The following is a 16,270-nucleotide window of genomic DNA, read 5'->3' on the forward strand; positions in this document are numbered from 1 at the left end:
ATCGCCAGTTGCTGAACAAGACCGAGACCGGACTGCAGATCAAGGACGCCATCGGCGAGGGCATTGCCCACGTGCTGGCGTTCTTCGGCAGTGACGAGGCCCGGCAGGCCATTGCCAGAAATAACCAAGCCGAACTGGGGCGCGGTGAGGTGGTGGTGCATGTGCGGCCCGAGAAGGGTGCCGAGGCGCGGGCCGATCGCCCGCACCCGGGTGGAACCCTGAGGCTGGAGGTAGAGACGGAAGCTGGTGTTAGAGTAGGAGGGGCTTGGTGATGTTATTCAGCGGTGAAGCCGCTACAGCCAAACGAGGCGCTGTTTATGCGACTGCAAACACGCGGCTGCTTTGGATGCCAAAAGTCTGCAACAATCTCAAACGCCTTGCCATCCAACTCCATGTAACGCAGGCTCAGCTTGTTGAACTCGTAATCTCTGCGCTTTCGCTGCTCCGGGCTCATCGTTTCTTTCTTGGTGTGAAGCCGGAAGGTCAGGCGACCGGCATCAAACAGGCAGGTGAAGCCAACATCCATCCGGGAGACCTGATCGCATTCATAGGCAAACACAATGCCCCGTGGCGTGGTGGGTTCACCTGCCTGGGCGGCGGCGCTCAGCAGCAGGGCGGCGATAATCCCGATGTAACGCATGTTGAAGACTCCTTTATTTCCTGTTCAGGCCGGAGTGTAGCATGAGCTGGCGGGATACACTCAAGTCCCGCAGCGAGGGTAGCGCGGCCATGATGGGCCGCTTCCGCTCCGCTCGCTTTGTGGTACCCAACTCGGATGCGACGATCGGACGACGCAACGAGGTGCATGAATACCCCCTGCGCGATCTGCCCTATGTGGAAGACCTCGGCCGCAAGGCGCGGCAGTTTCAGGTGGAGGTATTCGTGGACGGCCGGGTGGCCGACGGCGGTGATTACCTTACTGCCCGGGATGCGCTGATCAGCGCTCTCGAAGAGTCCGGCTCCGGCACGTTGGTGCATCCCTGGTACGGTACGCTCACCGTCAGCGTGACCGAGGCCAACGTGCATGAGTCCACCCGCGAGGGCGGTCGGGCCACCTTCCGCCTGACCTTTATCGAGGCGGGTGAGCTGCGCTTTCCGACTTCTGGCAGGGACACTCAGGTGGCCGTGGACCGGCAGGCGGATGCAGCCGTCGCCACGGCGGGCGATGACTTCAGCGAGGTGTTCGACGTGACGGGTTTGCCGGGGTGGAGCGAGGCGGAGGTGGTGGCGGATCTCTATACCACCCTGACGGGACTGGAGAACCAGGTGGATGGCGTGTCTGCCGATATCGCGGACCAGATCCGCCACCCGGCCGGGATGGCCACCCGGCTGATCGGCAGTGTCCAGCGCCTGGGCGGGACGGTGTCTGAACCGCAACGCGCCCTGCAGCTCTACAGCGCCCTGTTCGGTACCGGTGATGATGCGCCGAGCGTACCCGCCACCACGGCCACCCGCCGCCAGCAGGCGGCCGGCAGTGCCGCGCTGCATCGCCTAGTGCAGCAGGTGGCGGTGATCGAGGCGGCTCGCGCATCGAGCCGGGCCGACTACGCCACCCGGGACGAGGCCCTGGCCACGGCAGCCAGACTGCAGGATGCGCTGGACGACCAGATGGAGGTGACCGATCCGGTGACCGGGCGGCCGGTGGGCGATGCGGTGTATGACGCGCTGCTATCCTTGCGCACGGCGGTGACCACCGACCTGCGCGGCCGGGGTGCCCGCCTGCCGGAGCTGACCACTTATACCCCGGCAGCGACCCTGCCGGCGCTGGTGGTGGCCCACCAGATGTATGGCGATGCCGAGCGGGCCGAGGAGATCATTTCACGTAACGGTATCCGCCACCCCGGGTTTGTGGCGGGGGGCGAAGAGTTGGAGGTGCTGAATGGCTAATTTTCTGAAACTGATGGTTTTATGCTCGCCGGAGGGGTCCCATGCCTGACCATCGAGGGGGAGCTGTACGGCGGCTGGAAGGAGATCAGCCTGACCCGTTCGCTGGATATCTTCGCCAATACCTTCGACCTGACCCTGACCGACAATCAGGCAAGCCAGGCGCGCACCGTCAAGCTGGGATCGCCCTGCTAGGTGCGCATCGATGGGGAGACCCTGATCACCGGCTACGTTGACCGCATCCGCCCCCGCCACGATGGGCGAAGCCGCAGCCTGACGGTGTCGGGGCGGTCGCAAAGCGGTTTGCCAAACTTTTAGGCATCGCAGTTTCATCGACCGTGGAAACAAGCCCGGTCTTGGTATCCGCGATTGCTGAAGGTGAAACCGTATTCGAATACCTGGAGACACTGGCCAGACAGCAGAGTGTGCGCCTGGTCACTGATCCTACCGGGGACCTGGTGATCACCCGTGCCGGCATAGAGTGCGTAGGTACGGCGCTGGTGCTCGGCGAAAACATCGAGGAGGCGGAGGGTGAGTTCAGTCACCGCGACCGGTTTAGTCATTACTACGTCACCGGACAGCGTGCCGGTAATAACACCTGGCCCGACGACAAGCCGGAGCTGGCGGCGCAACGTCCACTATGGCCGGTCCCGGCAGGCCACCTACACGGTGACCGGCTGGCGCCACAAGGACGGTCTCTGGTCACCCAACACCCGGGTCCGGGTGCTGGATGAGTGGATGGGCTTCAACGATGAGTGGCTGATGATCGGCACCGTGGAGTTCGTGCTCGATGCACGAGGCCAGCGCACCCGCCTGACCGTGATGCCGCCCGAGGCTTACGATCTGGTGCCGCTGCCGGCCGAGGATGGGGGTGACTGGTGAGCGAGTCCGCCATTCGCCGTTTGACCAACCCCATGCGCCGACGGCTGAGACTGTTGGTGAGCCGTGCCGTGGGGCGTCTGGTGGACCCCTCCACCCTGCTGCAGACCCTGCAGCTGGAACTACTGCGCGGTGAGTTGCTGGATGGCGTGGAGCATGTCGAGGGCTACGGCCTGGGCACTCCCGCCCGCCGGGTTTGAGGCGATCAGCGCCAGCCTGGGCGGTGATCGTGGGCACACCGTCTGTCTGTCTGCTTTTCATCGCCGGTTCCGCTTGCAGAACCTGGCCCCCGGCGAGGTCGCCCTGTACACCGACGAAGACCAGAACGGTGGCCACCGCATCCGGTTCAAGCGCGGCCAGGAGATCCATCTGGTGGCGGGGGCTTCATCCATTGTGATGACCCCGGCCGGGATCACGATCACTGCGCCGACCATCGATATTGTGAAGGGGTGAGCATGTACGGAGTGGCACGCAAATCAGTTGACAGCGCCGGGGGTGCCCAGCTCAACGGCGGGCAGGGTTTCGTCACCATCGATGGCGCTCGGGTGGTGCTGCTGGGTGACCCGGTTCAGGGCCACGGAGAGGGCGGGCACGCAGGTCCGGTGATGGCAGAGGGTAGCAGCTTCGTCCGGATCAACGTGGTGCCGGTCTGCCGGGAAGGCACCTGGCCAGTTGTGGTCACGCCACCACCGGCAGCGATTACGTGAGGTTGAGCGACTGATGGATCTGGCAATTACCTACAACGACCGTGAGCTGACCTTCGCGCCAGCGGTGGAGAATGTCGATCTGGCCACCGAGTCCGGACTGCGCTCTGCGGTGCTGGTATCGCTGTTCACCGATCGGCGGGCTGCCGACGATGACCCGTTGCCATCGAGTGCGCTGGATCTGCGCGGCTGGTGGGCGGATGCGTGGCCCGAGATGGAGGGTGATCTGGTCGGCTCACGCCTCTGGCTGCTGAGCCGAGAGAAACAGACCGCCGCCGTGCTGCACCGGGCGCGGGAGTATTCCGAGGAGGCGCTGGCCTGGCTGATCGAGGACCATGTGGCCACGGCAGTAGCGGTCAGTGCGGAGTGGATACGGACCGGGGTGCTGAGGCTGCAGGTGGCTATCACCCTGGCCGATCAAACCCGATTTAAAGACGTTTTCAACTATCAATTACAGGCTGCATAAATGGCATTTAACAGGCCCACATTACAAACCATTGTCCAGCGCATCCAGACGGACATCGAGAGCCGTCTGGCGGGGACCGACCCGCGTCTGCGCCGGTCGGTGCTGGGCGTGCTGGGACGGACATTAGCCGGTGCGGCACACGGCCTGCATGGCCATCTGGATTGGCAGAGCCGGCAGATCATCCCGGACACCGCCGAGGCGGAGATCCTGGACCGCTGGGCCAGCTGGTGGGGTGTCAGCCGCAAGCCCGCCGCAGCGGCCACAGGCAATGTCACCTTCACCGGTACGGATGGCGGTACCATCCCCGCCGGTGCCACCCTGCAGCGTGCTGACGCTCTTGAGTACACCACGAGTGCCGAGTGCATCATCACCGGCGGCACTGCCACGGTGGCGGTAACCGCATCCAGTGCCGGGCAGGATACCAGCGCCGTTGGCGGGGTGGCGCTATCGTTGGTATCCCCGGCTGCCGGGGTTCAGAGCACGACCACGGTAGCCACCGGTGGCCTGACCGGCGGCGCCGACGAGGAGACCGATGCGGCTCTGCGCGATCGCCTGCGCGCACGGGTACAGAACCCGCCCCACGGCGGCAACTCGGCTGATTATAAAGCTTGGGCGCTGGAGGTGGAGGGCGTGACCCGCGTCTGGGTGTTTCCCATGTGGCTGGGGATCGGCACGGTGGGTGTATTTTTCGTGCGGGATGATGATGCCGGTTTTATTCCCGACGCAGGGGAGGTACAGACGGTGCAGGATTACATCGATGCGCGGCGGCCGGTGACGGCGGACCTGATAGTCATCGCCCCGATCGAGTCGGCGGTGGATATAACCATCCGGATCAACCCGAATACGACCGCCGTTCAAATGGCTATCGAAGCGGAGCTGACCGATCTGTTCCGGCGCGAGGCATCGGTGGATGATGGCGCCGGATCTGGCACCATCCTGATCTCCCACATCCGCGAGGCCATCAGCCGTGCCGATGGCGAGTTTGACCATGTCCTGGTCACCCCGGCGGCTGATGTCGCGTTCTCGGCCGGTAAGATCGGCTCCCTCGGCAACATCATCTGGCAGGCGCTGTGATGGCCACCACAACCGACTATAAAGCTCAGCTGCAGGGACTGCTCCCACCGGGCCGCCTGTGGGACGCCCTGCGCGAAGACGGCAGCTTGGCCGACCAGTTGCTGGCCGCCCTGGCCGAGGAGTTCGCCCGTGTGAATGACCGTGCCGAGTCGCTACTTAACGAGGCCAATCCGCGTGCCACCTATGAATTGCTGGCCGAGTGGGAGGCATTCGCTAACCTGCCGGACACCTGCACCGGCAGCACCCTGACACTCCAGGAGCGCCGGGCCGTGCTGGTGCAACGTCTGACCGCCACGGGTGGGCAGTCGGTGACCTATTTCCAGTCGGTGGTCAAACGTCTGGGCTACACCGTCGAAATCACCGAGTACAGGCCGTTTATCTGCGGCATCAGCCAATGCGGTATGCAAGCGCTGAACCCGCCCAAGATGCGTTTTGTCTGGCGGGTACGCCTGACGGACCCACGGGTTACCTATTTCCGCTGCGGCGAGTCACAGGTGGGAACAGATCCCCTCTTGAAGATCAACCGCGCAGAAGACCTTGAATGCGTGCTGCGCCGGGTGAAACCGGCTCACACATCCCTGTTTATGTCCTACGAAGGAGCCTGAACCATGGACTATATACCACCCGTTGGAGGTGCCGCCGATGCCCCATACATTGACGGCAACCCCAACACCGGCACCGAGGGCAGCATCCCGCCCGCAGCAGCCATCGAGCACCCCATGCGGGAGATCGTCAACGCCATCACTGCCCTGGGCGGCGAGGCGGATAGCGGGAACCTTACCCAGCTTGGGGCGGTAATCGCGATGGCTATTGCGGCGGGGGAGTCGCCCGGCGTACCAACCGGCACGGTGATATCCGGCTATTACGCCTCGGCTCCAATGGGGTATATCGAGACCGCCGGCGTAGAGCTGCTCCGCACAACTTACGCGAATCTCTACAACCACGCGGCGGCTGAGGGGCTGATCGTACCCGAGGCCGCCTGGCAGGCAGGCGAATACGGCATGTTCAGCAATGGGGATGGTGCCACGACATTCCGGACACCGGACCTGCGCAGCGAGTTTCTACGGGGCTGGGATCATGGGCGCGGACTTGATGGCGGGCGGGCGCTGGGGTCGTTGCAGTCCGATCAGCTGATAAGTCATGATCACGCCATTTATCAGCGTACTAGTGTAGATACGATGCAAGCCGGTACCAACACTACACAGAACACTCTACAGGCGACCAGTGATAATAATGATAAACTGACCGCTGCTACGGGCGGTGCCGAAACCCGGCCCCGCAACGTCGCAATCATGCACTGCATTAAATACTAGAAGCACATCATGTCGGCACCTATCTACCACAGTTACCACCACGAAACCGGCGAGTACCTAGGGCCGGTTACCGCCTCACTCGACCCGCTGGAGACCAAACTGGCTGGACAGACGATCTATATGCGCCCTCCCGCTCACGCTGCGGCTGATGCCCCTATTGGGGCGGCTGAGTGAGAGGTGGACATCTACATTAATGGCGTATGGACGCTCGTGCCAGATCATCGGGGTACCATCTACTGGTTACCCGATGGCTCGCGTCATAAGATCACTGATCTGGGTATCGAGCCGCCTATCGAGACACTGACTGAGGAGCCTGTGATTCTTCCCCCCGAGGCTGAAACCATCGCGGCAATGGAACGTGTAATCGAATCCTACATGGATGCCATCGCCCAGGGACGACGCTGGGACAACCGCTGGACCTGTGTCGCTCGCTCAGGATATCCCAACGCGTGGCAGTCGGAGGCAGCCGCATATGGACAGTGGATGGACGCGTGTTGGGCGTATGCGTTCCAGGTACAAACCGATGCACAGGCCAGCAACCGGACCGTGCCGACTGCCGAGGAGTTGATCGCCGAACTGCCGACGATGGTCTGGCCAGATTAGAAAGGCACCCCTTCCTGAAGTGAACCGAGGCTCACAGTGACAAATATCAGATGTGGTCATTGCAATAAATTATTAGCGAAAGGTGACGTAAAAAAATTACAAATTCAGTGTCCTCGATGTCGGACACTTAACCATATAGAGGGTCAAGGAACCCCCAGCGAGAACGCCATGAGCGTCAGCAGCAAAGGCGCAATTTATGGAGTTCAATCACAACAATATCAAGCTGATCAAGACTGACTGCCTGGCGTTACTGAAAACCATATCCAACGATTCAATTGACCTGATAGCCACCGACCCTCCCTACTACAAGGTGAGAACTGATAGCTGGGACAGACAATGGAAGAACAAAGGGGAATTTTCCCACTGGCTGGATCAGGTTCTGGCGGAATATCAGCGAGTGCTGAAACCCACTGGTAGCCTCTATATATTCTGTGGGCCGTATCTCGCCTCCGAGACTGAGATATTGGTGGACACACATTTCCGGGTGCTGAACCATATCGTTTGGCGGAAGCCCCGCGGGCGGCATCTGGGACTCAACAAGGAATCTCTAACGAAGTATTGTTCCCAAACCGAGCGCATCATATTTGCGGAAAGCCGGAAGCGACAACCATTTCACTACGAACCAATTCGTAGCCATCTGGTCGATACCCTCAAAGAAGCAGGGATTACGAATAAACAGATAAATTTGGCTACAGATACACAAATGAGTGGTCACTGGACTAGCCGGTCACAGTTCAGCCTCCCCGCTGAAAAGCACTATGATACTCTCAGGCGAATTGCCCCTAAACTGAAGCCCTGGCGGCAACTACGCTCCGAATATATGGCAATCAGGGTAGGACCTCGCCGGAGGGGCCGTTTCTTCGCCGTTACCAAGCATGTACTGTTCACTGATGTGTGGGATTTTCCATCTGTTCAGTCTTACCCGGGCAAGCACTCTTGTGAGAAGCCGGTAGCTCTAATGCGCCACATAGTAGAGACTAGCAGTAAACCCGGCGCATTGGTGCTCGACGGTTTTGCAGGTAGCGCAACCACTGCCATTGCAGCTCACCAATTAGACCGCAAGTTTATCGGTAGTGAGATGAGCGAGACTGAATTTAACCATGCCGTGGATCGGCTGACTGAATGTTTGACTAGCAGGCTTTAAAATCACTTTGAGATAAAATAATGCTTATCGCTAATTGACTGGGGGTCTATCGCAAAATGAACGGCGCGCTACAAATACGGTGGCAGACCCCGCCGCCACCACGCGGCCGTGGGGGGGGGCAGACGGCGCAGCCATGAGCGGCGAAGGCATCGCCCACCCTGACGACAGGCTGGCCGTTGATGAAAACATTGGAACTCCCTTCTATCGCGCTGCTTGAGGGAAAGCAGCCGTGACCAGAGCCGGTATCGCCTTTACGGGTTACTTTTGGCATGGTGATTCTCCTTTATCAATTGACCTGCCGGACTGGGGCTTGTGCCCCGTGTCGCTTGCCCGGACAGCGCGTCTTTCAGGGTGAGAAAAAAGAATAAAAGTCTCGTACTTTAATGTCTAGCTGTTTTTAAGGGGTTTTGAATTTTGTTCAGGTAAATTCTGCTCATGGAGGGTGCTCTCGTCACGGCTGTCCCATCGCTTCATCAACCAGCTCTATCCAATGCTTTACAGGCATCTCCGACTTGGTATCCAGGTACAGTTGGCAGCCGATATTGGCGGTGGCAATGACATCCGGCTTGCCTTGCTGCAATGACTCCAGTTTGTTGTCCAGCAGACGGCCGGATAGATTGGGTTGGAGTGTCGAGTAGGTGCCTGCCGATCCACAGCAGAGATGGGGGTCTGTCACTCCGGTGAAGTTGAACCCCAGTTTTCCAAGAATCGATTCGACAACCCCATTCAGCTGTTGTCCGTGTTGCAGGGTGCGGGGGGATTGAAAGGCGACTTTAATCTCCCGGCTGTCAACCTTCAGCGGTGTCAGGTCTTCAGCGGTCAGAATCTCTGAAAGGTCCTTTGCCAGGGATGAGACCCGTTCGGCCTTTGTTGCGTAATCCGAGTCATTTTTTAGCCGCTTTCCATACTCTTTCACCCCGCTGGCGGAGGTGAGGATTGTCTCTGCTCCTGCTTCGATACCCCGCCACTAGGCGGCGATATTCCGCCGCATATGATCCAACCCCTCGCTGTGGGCGGAGAGATGGTGGCTGACCGCTCCGCAACAGCCCTGTTTTGGCGAACTGATAAGAGAGATGCCCAGCCGGTCCAGCACCCGGGCGGAGGCGGCATTGGTATTTGGTGTGGCGCTGGATTGGGCGCAGCCCTCCAGTATCAGCATGGTGCGTGGATGGGATGTGGCCCGGGTGGTGGCTGGAAGCGCTGACTCGCGCGATCGCCATTGCGAAACAGTGTCGCCTGGCCATCAGCCTGCCGGGCGATATCCCAAATGGTCTCTGGCGCTGCATTACTGATTAGCCAGCGTTGGGCTACGCCACACTCGACGAGCTGTCTGCCGGGGATTGATATTGGTGCTGTACCCGGGGGCAGGGAGAGTCGCCAGAGTAGTTCTTCCGCTGAGAAGAACGGGTGGCTCTGCTCGCGGATGCTTTCCCAATAACCGACACTATTCTCTATAACGTCACCACCTGTCTTTCTCTTTTCGGCCGCCACGCCTTTGGGCGTACCTGAGAGCCGAAAGTGGAGTTGGTTGCCGTCACAACAGGCCGCAGAGAGCGGCAGGGGTGTGCCTGCCCAGCGGTTCATCGTTGCAATGGCTTGTTCCTGTGAGCACTCCATGGAGAGGGTGATCTCTGCTGCCGGGACGGGCAGTATCTTTAGGCTGATATCCAAAATCTCGACACGTCATAGCCGGCGACATTTTTTATCACTTCGCCGCCAAAGCGGTGCCGGGGGCCTGAAAAGCCGCAGGCAATGGTGCCGCCCAGGGTGGCGCTGTCACCAAAATGGGGCGGCTCGAAAGGAAGCATCTGGCTCTGTTCCGACAGGGCCGACTCTATGATCTTAAGCGTGGTTTCGGCACGGGCCGTCAATACCAGCTCTTTTGGCTGGTAACTGATAATGCCGCTATGGGGTGCGATGGAAAGCTCACTGCCGCTTTCTCCACCGGCCAGCATCACCTGAGCTCGCTCCGGACTGGGAAGCAGCTTTACCAGAATCTCCACAACGATCCCCAGCATTCCTTCAGAGCCGGTCATCAGCGCCAGCAGGTCATAGCCGGGGGAGTCCAGGGCCTGACTGCCGATGGTGAGCAGTTCGCCTTCTGCGGTCACCATTTTGAGTTGCAGGATATTATGTACGGTGAGACCGTACTTCAGACAGTGTACGCCACCGGCATTCTCCGCTACATTGCCGCCGATGGTGCAGGCAATCTGTGAGGAGGGGTCGGGGCGTAGTAGAGGCCATCAGCTGCCACCACCTAAGAGATCGCTAAATTACGTACACCGGGCTGGACCAGAGCGGTGCGGTTGGCGGTGTCGATATCGAGAATCTTGTTGAATTTTGCCAGGCTCAGCAATACTCTGTCGGCCAGCGGCAGTGCGCCGCCGGAGAGACTCGTGGCAGTGCATCGTGCCACCACCGGTATTTTCCGTTTGTGACAGAGCTGCATTATCTGCTGTACCTGCTCCACGCTGTCCGGCAGTACCGCCACCAGGGGCATTTGGCGGTAGGCGGGGAGGCCGTCGCACTCATAGGGACGAAGCGCTTCTGTTTCATGGATCACCCGATCGCTGGGAAGGAGCTGTTTCAGGGCGAAAACAAGGCTGGCTTTAGCTGCGGGATCAGGCGGATTGTTGCCACTCATATTGTTATTTATCTCCACTTGTTACCGGCGCCTTTGTTACGGTCGCTTTTCCGTGCTCTATTCGTTTCTCCTGGTTTGAAAACGTGCTAGCCAGGATTTAACAAGAAAGTATGCAATAGAGTCTTTTCTCGGCAGATGAAATTTACCTTTCCCATCACCCCGCGGGGTAAAATTCCGGATCTCTTCCACCGTGAACCAGCGGGCATCCTCAAGCTCATCCTGGTCAAGCGTTATGATTGTAGACTCCGCCTGAGCAGAGAAGCCTAACATGATTGACGAGGGGAAGGGCCAGGGTTGAGATGCCAGATAAACCACGTTCTTTACCGGTATTCCCGCCTCTTCATAAACTTCTCTGGCAACGGCTTCTTCCAGGCTTTCGCCCGGATCGACATAACCCGCCAGTGTCGAATAGATACCTTTGGGCCACTCTTTTTGACGCCCAAGCAAGCAGAGGGGAGGCTCTCCATTGGACGGCAGATGCTCGACGATCATAATTACGGCAGGATCGGTGCGGGGGTAGGTCTCTTTGTTGCAGGCACTATTGCTGCAGCGTAAGGCATGACCTCCATTTTGGCTGGTGGTGGCACTACCGCATTTTCCGCAAAACCGGTTGTGTCTGTGCCAATAGAGCATCTCTCTGGCATAGGCCAGCAGTGTCGCCTCCTGCGCCTCCATTAAAAGCCCTAAATGACGCAGATCGGTGAATCTGTGCTCTTCTGCCAGGCTAGCGGCTTGAATTTCGTCATGGTCGGATAGATCCACTGCAAACAGTGGCCTCTCGCCATCCAGCCCGAGAAAGACCGTATTGGAAGCTGCCTCCAGAATTCTGTCTGCGGATGAGATGGTGCAGAGAACCGCTTTGGGATAGGGGGCGGTATGCTTCGAGTCGGACACCAGATTGCAATTGCGCCAGACAGGCACTATCAGCGCATCACCACGGGTGAGCTGGTCGGCCACCCAGTTGGGATCTTTGCGTAATCCGCTGGCCCGGTTGAGGTGTCCACCGGCATAACTTAAATGATTTTCTGCCATGGTTATCCTGTCTGTTGTGTTTCTACACGCGCCATAAACTATTTGCCTGTCTGAAAATCTGGCCAGTTTAATTTCATCTCTGCAATAGCTCTTACCCTCTGTCGTGTAATCATGGCTGGAAGCTTTGATTTATCTTCGGTTTGCCGGGCCAGTGATGCAGCATCAACCGCAGTCGCAGCTTTACAGGTGGCACGAAAAAAATCAGCTTGTGGATAGGGTTGATGTTCGAATCCTTCGCGTCCTGCTGAATCGGCTTTACAAGCCAGCAGAAACTGTTCCAGACGTTCCGGGCGTTTTAGTGCGCCCAGCGCTATAAGTATCTTAAGCAGGGTTCCTGGCTTAAGCTCCGGTGCCTTGTGGCAGTTTGTATGGTTTTCGGCGACCAACCGGGCGAGGTCACGAAAACGGTTGGGAATACGCAACCGCTGGCAGATCGCCTTGACCAGCTTTGCGCTGCGCTTCTCATGGCCGATGTGGCGGGGCCATTTTTCCGGAGGTGTAGTACCTTTGCCGATATCATGCAATAAAGCGGCAAAGCGTACCTCGGGATCACTGCTCAACAGGCAGGCCTGGTCCAGTACCATCAGGGTATGCAGGCCGGTGTCGATTTCAGGGTGGTGGACTTCAGGCTGAGGCACGCCAAACAGTCTGTCCAGTTCCGGCAGTATGCATTTCAGGGCATGGCAATCTCGGAGGGCTTCAAAGAAACGCCTCGGATTCGGCCCATCAAGAGCGCGGGATAGTTCTGACCAGACGCGTTCCGGTATAAGAGATTTCAGGCGATCATCGGCAACCATCTGTTGAATCAGTGCAACAGTCTCATCAGCGATGCGAAATCCCCGGTCGGCATAGCGTGCGGCAAACCGTGCCAGGCGTAAGATTCTTATAGGGTCTTCAGAAAAAGAGGGGGTGTGGCGCAGCAGGCGCTGTTCCAGGTCTCGCTGACCGGATAAAGGGTCAATCAGTTCGCCATCTGGGTCTATTGCCATGGCATTAATGGTCAGGTCCCGATGTGTCAGGTCTGTCTCAATCTGCGCCTGCTCATCTGCCGGAAGTGGGTTGTATCTTGGCAGTGCATATTCTTCTGAGGTTTCAGGATGCAGGAAAACCGGAAATTCCCGGCCAACCTGGCGATAGCCAAGATCCAGCAGATCCTGGGCTGAGGCGCCGGTGACCAGCCAGTCCCGTTCATGGACCGGCAGGCCCAGGAGCCGGTCTCTTACTGCACCGCCTACCAGATAAGTTTTCATCTGTATGATGCTAACCTGAAAAGATGAGATAAAACTATTGTTGTTTATTGAATATCCGGTACCTTTTCATGATGGATTATCGTCCCTCTCTGTTATTGGTTGTGCTCTCCTTTGAGTGGTTGCAGCACGGTCGGTTATTACGCCCAATCTATTGGTGGTCATCTTGATCTGATGGGGCGAAGTCGTCCCATCGATCAATTGCTGGATGATTCGGCCACGCCAGACAGGTTGAGACAGCGGCTGCAACGGGTGAGTGAGATGCGAGCGTTCGCATCAGAGCAACTGAAGCTGCCGGATAATGCGAGTTATCGGAGTTACGCTGATCTGGAACGGGACGCTGTGGTCTGGAGCGTTGTGGCGACGCCTGAGTTTTCAATGGGTCCCTTTTTTTAAACGGTTGCTGCAACAGGCTGGGGGTGATATGACCGCTTTCTATCTTGCCTGTGAACGTCTTGGGGCGCTGCCAGAGAGACAGCGCCATGCAAAAATTGAGAGGCTGTTGGAGACGATCAAAAAAGGGAGCTAAGTCAACTGCCGCAGTTGTAGATAACGGTTTCGCTCGGATTTTCCTGCCAGATAAAATGGCACGATGGTATCTATATCGGTTGGCTCAATGCCCAGTTCGCCCAGACCATTATTACTGCATACGCTGTCAACCTGCAGGGAGAGATAGTTGTCATAAGAGAAGGGCTTGCCAGGGAACAAGCCTAAGGCCCGTGCCTGAAGCCGGGAAAAGCCATCGCTCAATCCAATCACGCGTTTATTAAGCTCCAGGGTATCAGCGGTGTATTGGACCAGCTCCCGTAAGGAGAATGTCCGCGGACCGCAAAGCTCATAATGTTTTCCCCATGTGACCTTGTCATCCAATGACAGTGCAAATGCCTGCACTACATCACCCACATAGACCGGTGCGAAGCGAGCGGCGGGGCAGGCCAGTGGAAAGGGGCCGGGGATGGACTGGAGCAGCGAAGCGAAGCGGTTAAAGAAGCTGTCGTCATGGCCGAATATCACACTTGGACGAAAACTGGTGACGCGGATCTGCGGTTGCCCCAGCGTGTGAGTACGGTTCTCCGCTTTACCTTTGGTTTTCAGATACTGACTCGGGCCGTTCGACTCGCTCGCATTCAGGGCGCTCATGTGCAGGAGTCTGTTTATACCTACTTTTTTGCACGCCTCCACGACATGGTTTCCCAGGGTGACATGAAGGTGTTGAAAACTTCGGTTGCCCTTGGATTCGTTCAGTATCCCAATGAGATTGATGACTGCATCGCAGCCATTGAAGAGTTGCTGGAGTTGATCCGGATCGAATGGGTTCGACTTTGTCAGTCGTACCCCTTCAATGGTTCGCAAACACGAATGCCGTTGTGGGTGACGAGTCGGAATAACAGATTCAATTCCATTGGCGGCGAGACGTGTGGCCAGATGCCGTCCGACAAAACCGGTTCCTCCGAGGATGCATACTTTGCTACTCTTCAAGTCAGATTTCCTTTCATCAAGGGTTTTCAGGGAATAGTGATTTTGATTGAAGCCGACCCTGATAATCGCACAAACACACGGGAGTTTCTCATTGTTTGAACTAATGGACTTTGCCATCTATCTTATGATTGGCAGTTTGGCCGGTGTGCTTGCCGGTTTGCTTGGCGTAGGTGGTGGATTGGTTATTGTCCCGACACTGATATGGATTTTTCGCGGTAACGGATTTGATCCGACGATCGTCGTGCATCTTGCCGTTGGGACGTCACTGGCAACGATTATCGTCACCTCCCTATCATCCATTCGTGCGCATCATAGTCGCGGGGCTGTTCTCTGGGCACCTGTTCTGCAGTTGGCACCTGGCATTATGCTGGGTGCCTGGATAGGGGCGGTGATAGCCGATTTTCTGCCAACACTTTGGCTGCAGCGGGTGTTTGGTGTGTTTGCGATTTTAGTCGGTATTCAAATGGCTATAGGCGCAAAACCGTCACCACACCGCGAGGTGCCAGACCGAGCGGGAATGGTTTTGGCGGGTGTGGTTATTGGTGCGATTTCGGCTGTCGTGGGAATCGGCGGTGGTTCGCTTACTGTCCCTTTTCTCAGTTGGTGTAACGTCAATATGCGAAATGCCGTTGCAACGTCTGCGGCCTGTGGGCTGCCCATCGCAATAGCCGGGGCAATCGGCTTTTTGGTGGTTGGCTGGAATGAGACCGCGCTGCCCGTTGGAAGCAGTGGTTATATCTATTGGCCGGCACTGGCCGGTATCGTTGTTGCCAGTTTTCTGCTTGCACCACTGGGTGCCTGGTTGGCGCATACACTCCCGATCGTGATACTGAAGCGAGGGTTTGCCCTGTTATTATTGCTTCTTGGCACAAAAATGCTGATTAACTAGTGATTAATTCGCCTAAAGAGTAGCAACTGACCATTTTTACCCTTCAGCACGAGCTGTCCGTTTGATTCGGCATATTCAAAGAAACTGGAGATTCCTGTATCGGCATGTTGCAGGACCAACCGGTTGTTCTGTTGCATGATTAGCTGGCCTTCTTTGTATCTATTGCGTCGTTTATAAATACGGAAGCGGCCATTGTTGATCGCCAGTATTTCACCGGTCTGCCCTCGCCACCTGCCATCCAGCGGCGTCTTATAATTGTTCTGTCTTTCGGAAGGGATGAACCTGTTCCACTGATTTAATGGCATGTTGCCTGGGAGACTGTTAGTCATTCCCCCGGGCATAGTCCATGGGGAGGTGCCAGGCATTCCGCCCATGCTTCCAGGCATGCTCCAGGGCGAAAGTGCCGGCATGCCCCCGCGCATACTGCCCATGTTCCATGGATTGAGGCCCGGCATATTGCCCGCGTTTGCCATGGGGTTTGTCATCGAGTTCGTAGACCAGTTTCCACTTCCCTGGTTATCGCCACCGAGGCGTTTTTTATAAGAGGAAGAGAAGGCATCCATCATGTCAAACATGGATTCAGCCATGCCGTTATAGCGGTTGGGATAGTCAAGGCCTGCTGCTGTTATAGAGACGTTCATTAGTAGCATGAGCAACAAGGTTAAATAGGTCTGTTTCACAATTCGTATTGGCCTCAATGGAGTGAAAGTCTCGGTGAGTCTGGTCTGAGAAGGCGTGGTATTTGTTCCGGTTTATGGTGAAAATTACTATCCGGCGAATGCAAAATACCAAGCCACTACCTTTCCTGCACCGTGGATTCTATCCTGATTATAGCGGTGATTGCTTGTGAGATGCCTGGAATAATTACTGACCGGCTGTTATTTAATGATAGTCTGAAAAATTGAAGTTTTT

Annotated in this window: 28 protein-coding genes and 1 pseudogene; 17 read left to right on the plus strand and 12 right to left on the minus strand. The window is 57.4% G+C overall.

From position 1 onward, the window contains the following. The first annotated feature begins 8 nt into the window (after positions 1–8). Positions 9–272 (plus strand): hypothetical protein, encoded by a 264-nt coding sequence (locus MN084_RS03360; RefSeq protein WP_241084849.1) that lies wholly within the window; start codon positions 9–11, stop codon positions 270–272. A 2-nt stretch (positions 273–274) separates the two neighbouring features. Here the strand turns inward: MN084_RS03360 and MN084_RS03365 are convergent, their stop codons facing one another. After that, positions 275–640: a hypothetical protein gene (locus tag MN084_RS03365; protein WP_241084848.1), complete on the minus strand. Its 366-nt coding sequence runs from the start codon at positions 638–640 to the stop codon at positions 275–277. Positions 641–681: 41 nt separating this feature from the next. On the opposite strand from MN084_RS03365, the gene MN084_RS03370 reads away from it, so the two are divergent. Beyond that, positions 682–1,887 carry a DNA circularization protein gene (locus tag MN084_RS03370; protein ID WP_241084847.1) on the plus strand — a complete coding sequence of 402 codons (1,206 nt, stop codon included), beginning with the start codon at positions 682–684 and terminating at the stop codon, positions 1,885–1,887. Here MN084_RS03370 and MN084_RS03375 read toward each other — a convergent pair. Next, positions 1,819–2,217 (minus strand): hypothetical protein, encoded by a 399-nt coding sequence (locus MN084_RS03375; RefSeq protein WP_241084846.1) that lies wholly within the window; start codon positions 2,215–2,217, stop codon positions 1,819–1,821. The two genes, MN084_RS03370 and MN084_RS03375, sit on opposite strands and share 69 nt — an antisense overlap. Before the next feature lie 5 nt (positions 2,218–2,222). Here MN084_RS03375 and MN084_RS03380 point away from each other — a divergent pair, with 5 nt between their 5' ends. The 13 genes from MN084_RS03380 to MN084_RS03440 are packed head-to-tail and all read left to right on the plus strand — an operon-like array spanning position 2,223 to position 8,067. Next, positions 2,223–2,618, plus strand: coding sequence for a hypothetical protein (locus tag MN084_RS03380; protein WP_330178313.1), 396 nt, complete (start codon positions 2,223–2,225; stop codon positions 2,616–2,618). After that, complete coding sequence (locus MN084_RS03385; RefSeq protein WP_445083849.1) at positions 2,554–2,766, plus strand: phage baseplate assembly protein; 213 nt, start codon at positions 2,554–2,556, stop codon at positions 2,764–2,766. Before MN084_RS03380 ends, MN084_RS03385 begins: the two co-directional genes overlap by 65 nt. A gap of 32 nt (positions 2,767–2,798) precedes the next feature. Continuing rightward, positions 2,799–2,963, plus strand: coding sequence for a phage baseplate assembly protein domain-containing protein (locus MN084_RS03390; protein WP_330178314.1), 165 nt, complete (start codon positions 2,799–2,801; stop codon positions 2,961–2,963). Continuing rightward, positions 2,920–3,216, plus strand: a complete 297-nt coding sequence (locus MN084_RS03395; protein WP_330178315.1) for a hypothetical protein — start codon at positions 2,920–2,922, stop codon at positions 3,214–3,216. The genes MN084_RS03390 and MN084_RS03395 overlap by 44 nt, the downstream gene beginning before the upstream one ends. Positions 3,217–3,227: 11 nt before the next feature. After that, complete coding sequence (locus MN084_RS03400) at positions 3,228–3,470, plus strand: hypothetical protein (protein WP_241084841.1); 243 nt, start codon at positions 3,228–3,230, stop codon at positions 3,468–3,470. 13 nt (positions 3,471–3,483) lie between these two features. Beyond that, positions 3,484–3,933 (plus strand): phage GP46 family protein, encoded by a 450-nt coding sequence (locus tag MN084_RS03405; protein ID WP_241084840.1) that lies wholly within the window; start codon positions 3,484–3,486, stop codon positions 3,931–3,933. Further along, a complete protein-coding gene (locus tag MN084_RS03410; protein ID WP_330178316.1) occupies positions 3,934–5,007 on the plus strand; it encodes a baseplate J/gp47 family protein in 1,074 nt (357 codons plus the stop codon). Continuing rightward, the gene (locus tag MN084_RS03415; RefSeq protein WP_241084838.1) at positions 5,007–5,612 is read left to right on the plus strand and encodes a YmfQ family protein; all 606 of its coding nucleotides are present in this window, start codon (positions 5,007–5,009) and stop codon (positions 5,610–5,612) included. The genes MN084_RS03410 and MN084_RS03415 overlap by 1 nt, the downstream gene beginning before the upstream one ends. Before the next feature lie 3 nt (positions 5,613–5,615). Further along, the gene (locus MN084_RS03420; RefSeq protein WP_241084837.1) at positions 5,616–6,320 is read left to right on the plus strand and encodes a hypothetical protein; all 705 of its coding nucleotides are present in this window, start codon (positions 5,616–5,618) and stop codon (positions 6,318–6,320) included. Between the two features lie 9 nt (positions 6,321–6,329). Beyond that, the gene (locus tag MN084_RS03425) at positions 6,330–6,494 is read left to right on the plus strand and encodes a hypothetical protein (RefSeq protein ID WP_241084836.1); all 165 of its coding nucleotides are present in this window, start codon (positions 6,330–6,332) and stop codon (positions 6,492–6,494) included. A 3-nt stretch (positions 6,495–6,497) separates the two neighbouring features. Beyond that, complete coding sequence (locus tag MN084_RS03430) at positions 6,498–6,923, plus strand: hypothetical protein (RefSeq protein WP_241084835.1); 426 nt, start codon at positions 6,498–6,500, stop codon at positions 6,921–6,923. Positions 6,924–6,959: 36 nt separating this feature from the next. Further along, positions 6,960–7,160 carry a Com family DNA-binding transcriptional regulator gene (locus MN084_RS03435; protein ID WP_241084834.1) on the plus strand — a complete coding sequence of 67 codons (201 nt, stop codon included), beginning with the start codon at positions 6,960–6,962 and terminating at the stop codon, positions 7,158–7,160. After that, a complete protein-coding gene (locus MN084_RS03440) occupies positions 7,120–8,067 on the plus strand; it encodes a DNA-methyltransferase (RefSeq protein WP_241084833.1) in 948 nt (315 codons plus the stop codon). Before MN084_RS03435 ends, MN084_RS03440 begins: the two co-directional genes overlap by 41 nt. Before the next feature lie 46 nt (positions 8,068–8,113). Here MN084_RS03440 and MN084_RS19195 read toward each other — a convergent pair whose 3' ends face one another. The 8 genes and pseudogenes from MN084_RS19195 to MN084_RS03475 form a co-directional block, all read right to left on the minus strand. Then, positions 8,114–8,338 carry a PAAR domain-containing protein gene (locus tag MN084_RS19195; protein ID WP_241084832.1) on the minus strand — a complete coding sequence of 75 codons (225 nt, stop codon included), beginning with the start codon at positions 8,336–8,338 and terminating at the stop codon, positions 8,114–8,116. Between the two features lie 180 nt (positions 8,339–8,518). Beyond that, a complete protein-coding gene (locus tag MN084_RS03445) occupies positions 8,519–8,983 on the minus strand; it encodes a heterodisulfide reductase-related iron-sulfur binding cluster (RefSeq protein WP_320416319.1) in 465 nt (154 codons plus the stop codon). 51 nt (positions 8,984–9,034) lie between these two features. After that, complete coding sequence (locus MN084_RS03450; RefSeq protein ID WP_320416318.1) at positions 9,035–9,226, minus strand: heterodisulfide reductase-related iron-sulfur binding cluster; 192 nt, start codon at positions 9,224–9,226, stop codon at positions 9,035–9,037. After that, positions 9,220–9,738: a hypothetical protein gene (locus MN084_RS03455; protein ID WP_241084831.1), complete on the minus strand. Its 519-nt coding sequence runs from the start codon at positions 9,736–9,738 to the stop codon at positions 9,220–9,222. The genes MN084_RS03450 and MN084_RS03455 overlap by 7 nt, the downstream gene beginning before the upstream one ends. Beyond that, positions 9,723–10,022, minus strand: coding sequence for an FAD-binding protein (locus MN084_RS03460; protein WP_277400182.1), 300 nt, complete (start codon positions 10,020–10,022; stop codon positions 9,723–9,725). The genes MN084_RS03455 and MN084_RS03460 overlap by 16 nt, the downstream gene beginning before the upstream one ends. After that, positions 10,014–10,711 (minus strand): annotated as a pseudogene (locus tag MN084_RS03465) (FAD-binding protein); the annotation flags it as partial. The gene MN084_RS03460 and the pseudogene MN084_RS03465, both read right to left, overlap by 9 nt. A gap of 57 nt (positions 10,712–10,768) precedes the next feature. Continuing rightward, the gene (nudC, locus tag MN084_RS03470) at positions 10,769–11,743 is read right to left on the minus strand and encodes an NAD(+) diphosphatase (protein WP_241084830.1); all 975 of its coding nucleotides are present in this window, start codon (positions 11,741–11,743) and stop codon (positions 10,769–10,771) included. 38 nt (positions 11,744–11,781) lie between these two features. Continuing rightward, positions 11,782–12,993, minus strand: coding sequence for a multifunctional CCA addition/repair protein (locus MN084_RS03475; protein WP_241084829.1), 1,212 nt, complete (start codon positions 12,991–12,993; stop codon positions 11,782–11,784). A 171-nt stretch (positions 12,994–13,164) separates the two neighbouring features. Here MN084_RS03475 and MN084_RS03480 point away from each other — a divergent pair, with 171 nt between their 5' ends. Beyond that, positions 13,165–13,386 (plus strand): aminopeptidase, encoded by a 222-nt coding sequence (locus tag MN084_RS03480; RefSeq protein ID WP_241084828.1) that lies wholly within the window; start codon positions 13,165–13,167, stop codon positions 13,384–13,386. Positions 13,387–13,515: 129 nt separating this feature from the next. Here the strand turns inward: MN084_RS03480 and MN084_RS03485 are convergent, their stop codons facing one another. Further along, the gene (locus MN084_RS03485) at positions 13,516–14,469 is read right to left on the minus strand and encodes a complex I NDUFA9 subunit family protein (RefSeq protein ID WP_241084827.1); all 954 of its coding nucleotides are present in this window, start codon (positions 14,467–14,469) and stop codon (positions 13,516–13,518) included. A 103-nt stretch (positions 14,470–14,572) separates the two neighbouring features. Here MN084_RS03485 and MN084_RS03490 point away from each other — a divergent pair, with 103 nt between their 5' ends. Beyond that, entirely contained in the window at positions 14,573–15,358 is a 786-nt protein-coding gene (locus tag MN084_RS03490) for a sulfite exporter TauE/SafE family protein (protein ID WP_241086009.1), read from the plus strand. Here MN084_RS03490 and MN084_RS03495 read toward each other — a convergent pair. Next, positions 15,355–16,038, minus strand: a complete 684-nt coding sequence (locus tag MN084_RS03495; RefSeq protein WP_241084826.1) for a hypothetical protein — start codon at positions 16,036–16,038, stop codon at positions 15,355–15,357. The genes MN084_RS03490 and MN084_RS03495 overlap by 4 nt on opposite strands. Positions 16,039–16,270 lie beyond the last annotated feature (232 nt).

It is taken from the genome of Candidatus Vondammii sp. HM_W22 (assembly GCF_022530855.2).
GTDB lineage: Bacteria > Pseudomonadota > Gammaproteobacteria > Chromatiales > Chromatiaceae > Vondammii.

Bases quoted from the DNA above. Each gene is read 5' to 3' on its own strand.
- MN084_RS03365 (WP_241084848.1), bottom strand. From the start codon at position 640: ATGCGTTACATCGGGATTATCGCCGCCCTGCTGCTGAGCGCCGCCGCC.
- MN084_RS03370 (WP_241084847.1), top strand. From the start codon at position 682: ATGAGCTGGCGGGATACACTCAAGTCCCGCAGCGAGGGTAGCGCGGCC.
- MN084_RS03375 (WP_241084846.1), bottom strand. From the start codon at position 2,217: ATGAAACTGCGATGCCTAAAAGTTTGGCAAACCGCTTTGCGACCGCCC.
- MN084_RS03390 (WP_330178314.1), top strand. From the start codon at position 2,799: ATGCGCCGACGGCTGAGACTGTTGGTGAGCCGTGCCGTGGGGCGTCTG.
- MN084_RS03395 (WP_330178315.1), top strand. From the start codon at position 2,920: ATGTCGAGGGCTACGGCCTGGGCACTCCCGCCCGCCGGGTTTGAGGCG.
- MN084_RS03405 (WP_241084840.1), top strand. From the start codon at position 3,484: ATGGATCTGGCAATTACCTACAACGACCGTGAGCTGACCTTCGCGCCA.
- MN084_RS03410 (WP_330178316.1), top strand. From the start codon at position 3,934: ATGGCATTTAACAGGCCCACATTACAAACCATTGTCCAGCGCATCCAG.
- MN084_RS03415 (WP_241084838.1), top strand. From the start codon at position 5,007: ATGGCCACCACAACCGACTATAAAGCTCAGCTGCAGGGACTGCTCCCA.
- MN084_RS03420 (WP_241084837.1), top strand. From the start codon at position 5,616: ATGGACTATATACCACCCGTTGGAGGTGCCGCCGATGCCCCATACATT.
- MN084_RS03425 (WP_241084836.1), top strand. From the start codon at position 6,330: ATGTCGGCACCTATCTACCACAGTTACCACCACGAAACCGGCGAGTAC.
- MN084_RS03440 (WP_241084833.1), top strand. From the start codon at position 7,120: ATGGAGTTCAATCACAACAATATCAAGCTGATCAAGACTGACTGCCTG.
- MN084_RS19195 (WP_241084832.1), bottom strand. From the start codon at position 8,338: ATGCCAAAAGTAACCCGTAAAGGCGATACCGGCTCTGGTCACGGCTGC.
- MN084_RS03450 (WP_320416318.1), bottom strand. From the start codon at position 9,226: ATGCTGATACTGGAGGGCTGCGCCCAATCCAGCGCCACACCAAATACC.
- MN084_RS03460 (WP_277400182.1), bottom strand. From the start codon at position 10,022: ATGCTGGCCGGTGGAGAAAGCGGCAGTGAGCTTTCCATCGCACCCCAT.
- nudC (WP_241084830.1), bottom strand. From the start codon at position 11,743: ATGGCAGAAAATCATTTAAGTTATGCCGGTGGACACCTCAACCGGGCC.
- MN084_RS03475 (WP_241084829.1), bottom strand. From the start codon at position 12,993: ATGAAAACTTATCTGGTAGGCGGTGCAGTAAGAGACCGGCTCCTGGGC.
- MN084_RS03480 (WP_241084828.1), top strand. From the start codon at position 13,165: ATGGGGCGAAGTCGTCCCATCGATCAATTGCTGGATGATTCGGCCACG.
- MN084_RS03490 (WP_241086009.1), top strand. From the start codon at position 14,573: ATGGACTTTGCCATCTATCTTATGATTGGCAGTTTGGCCGGTGTGCTT.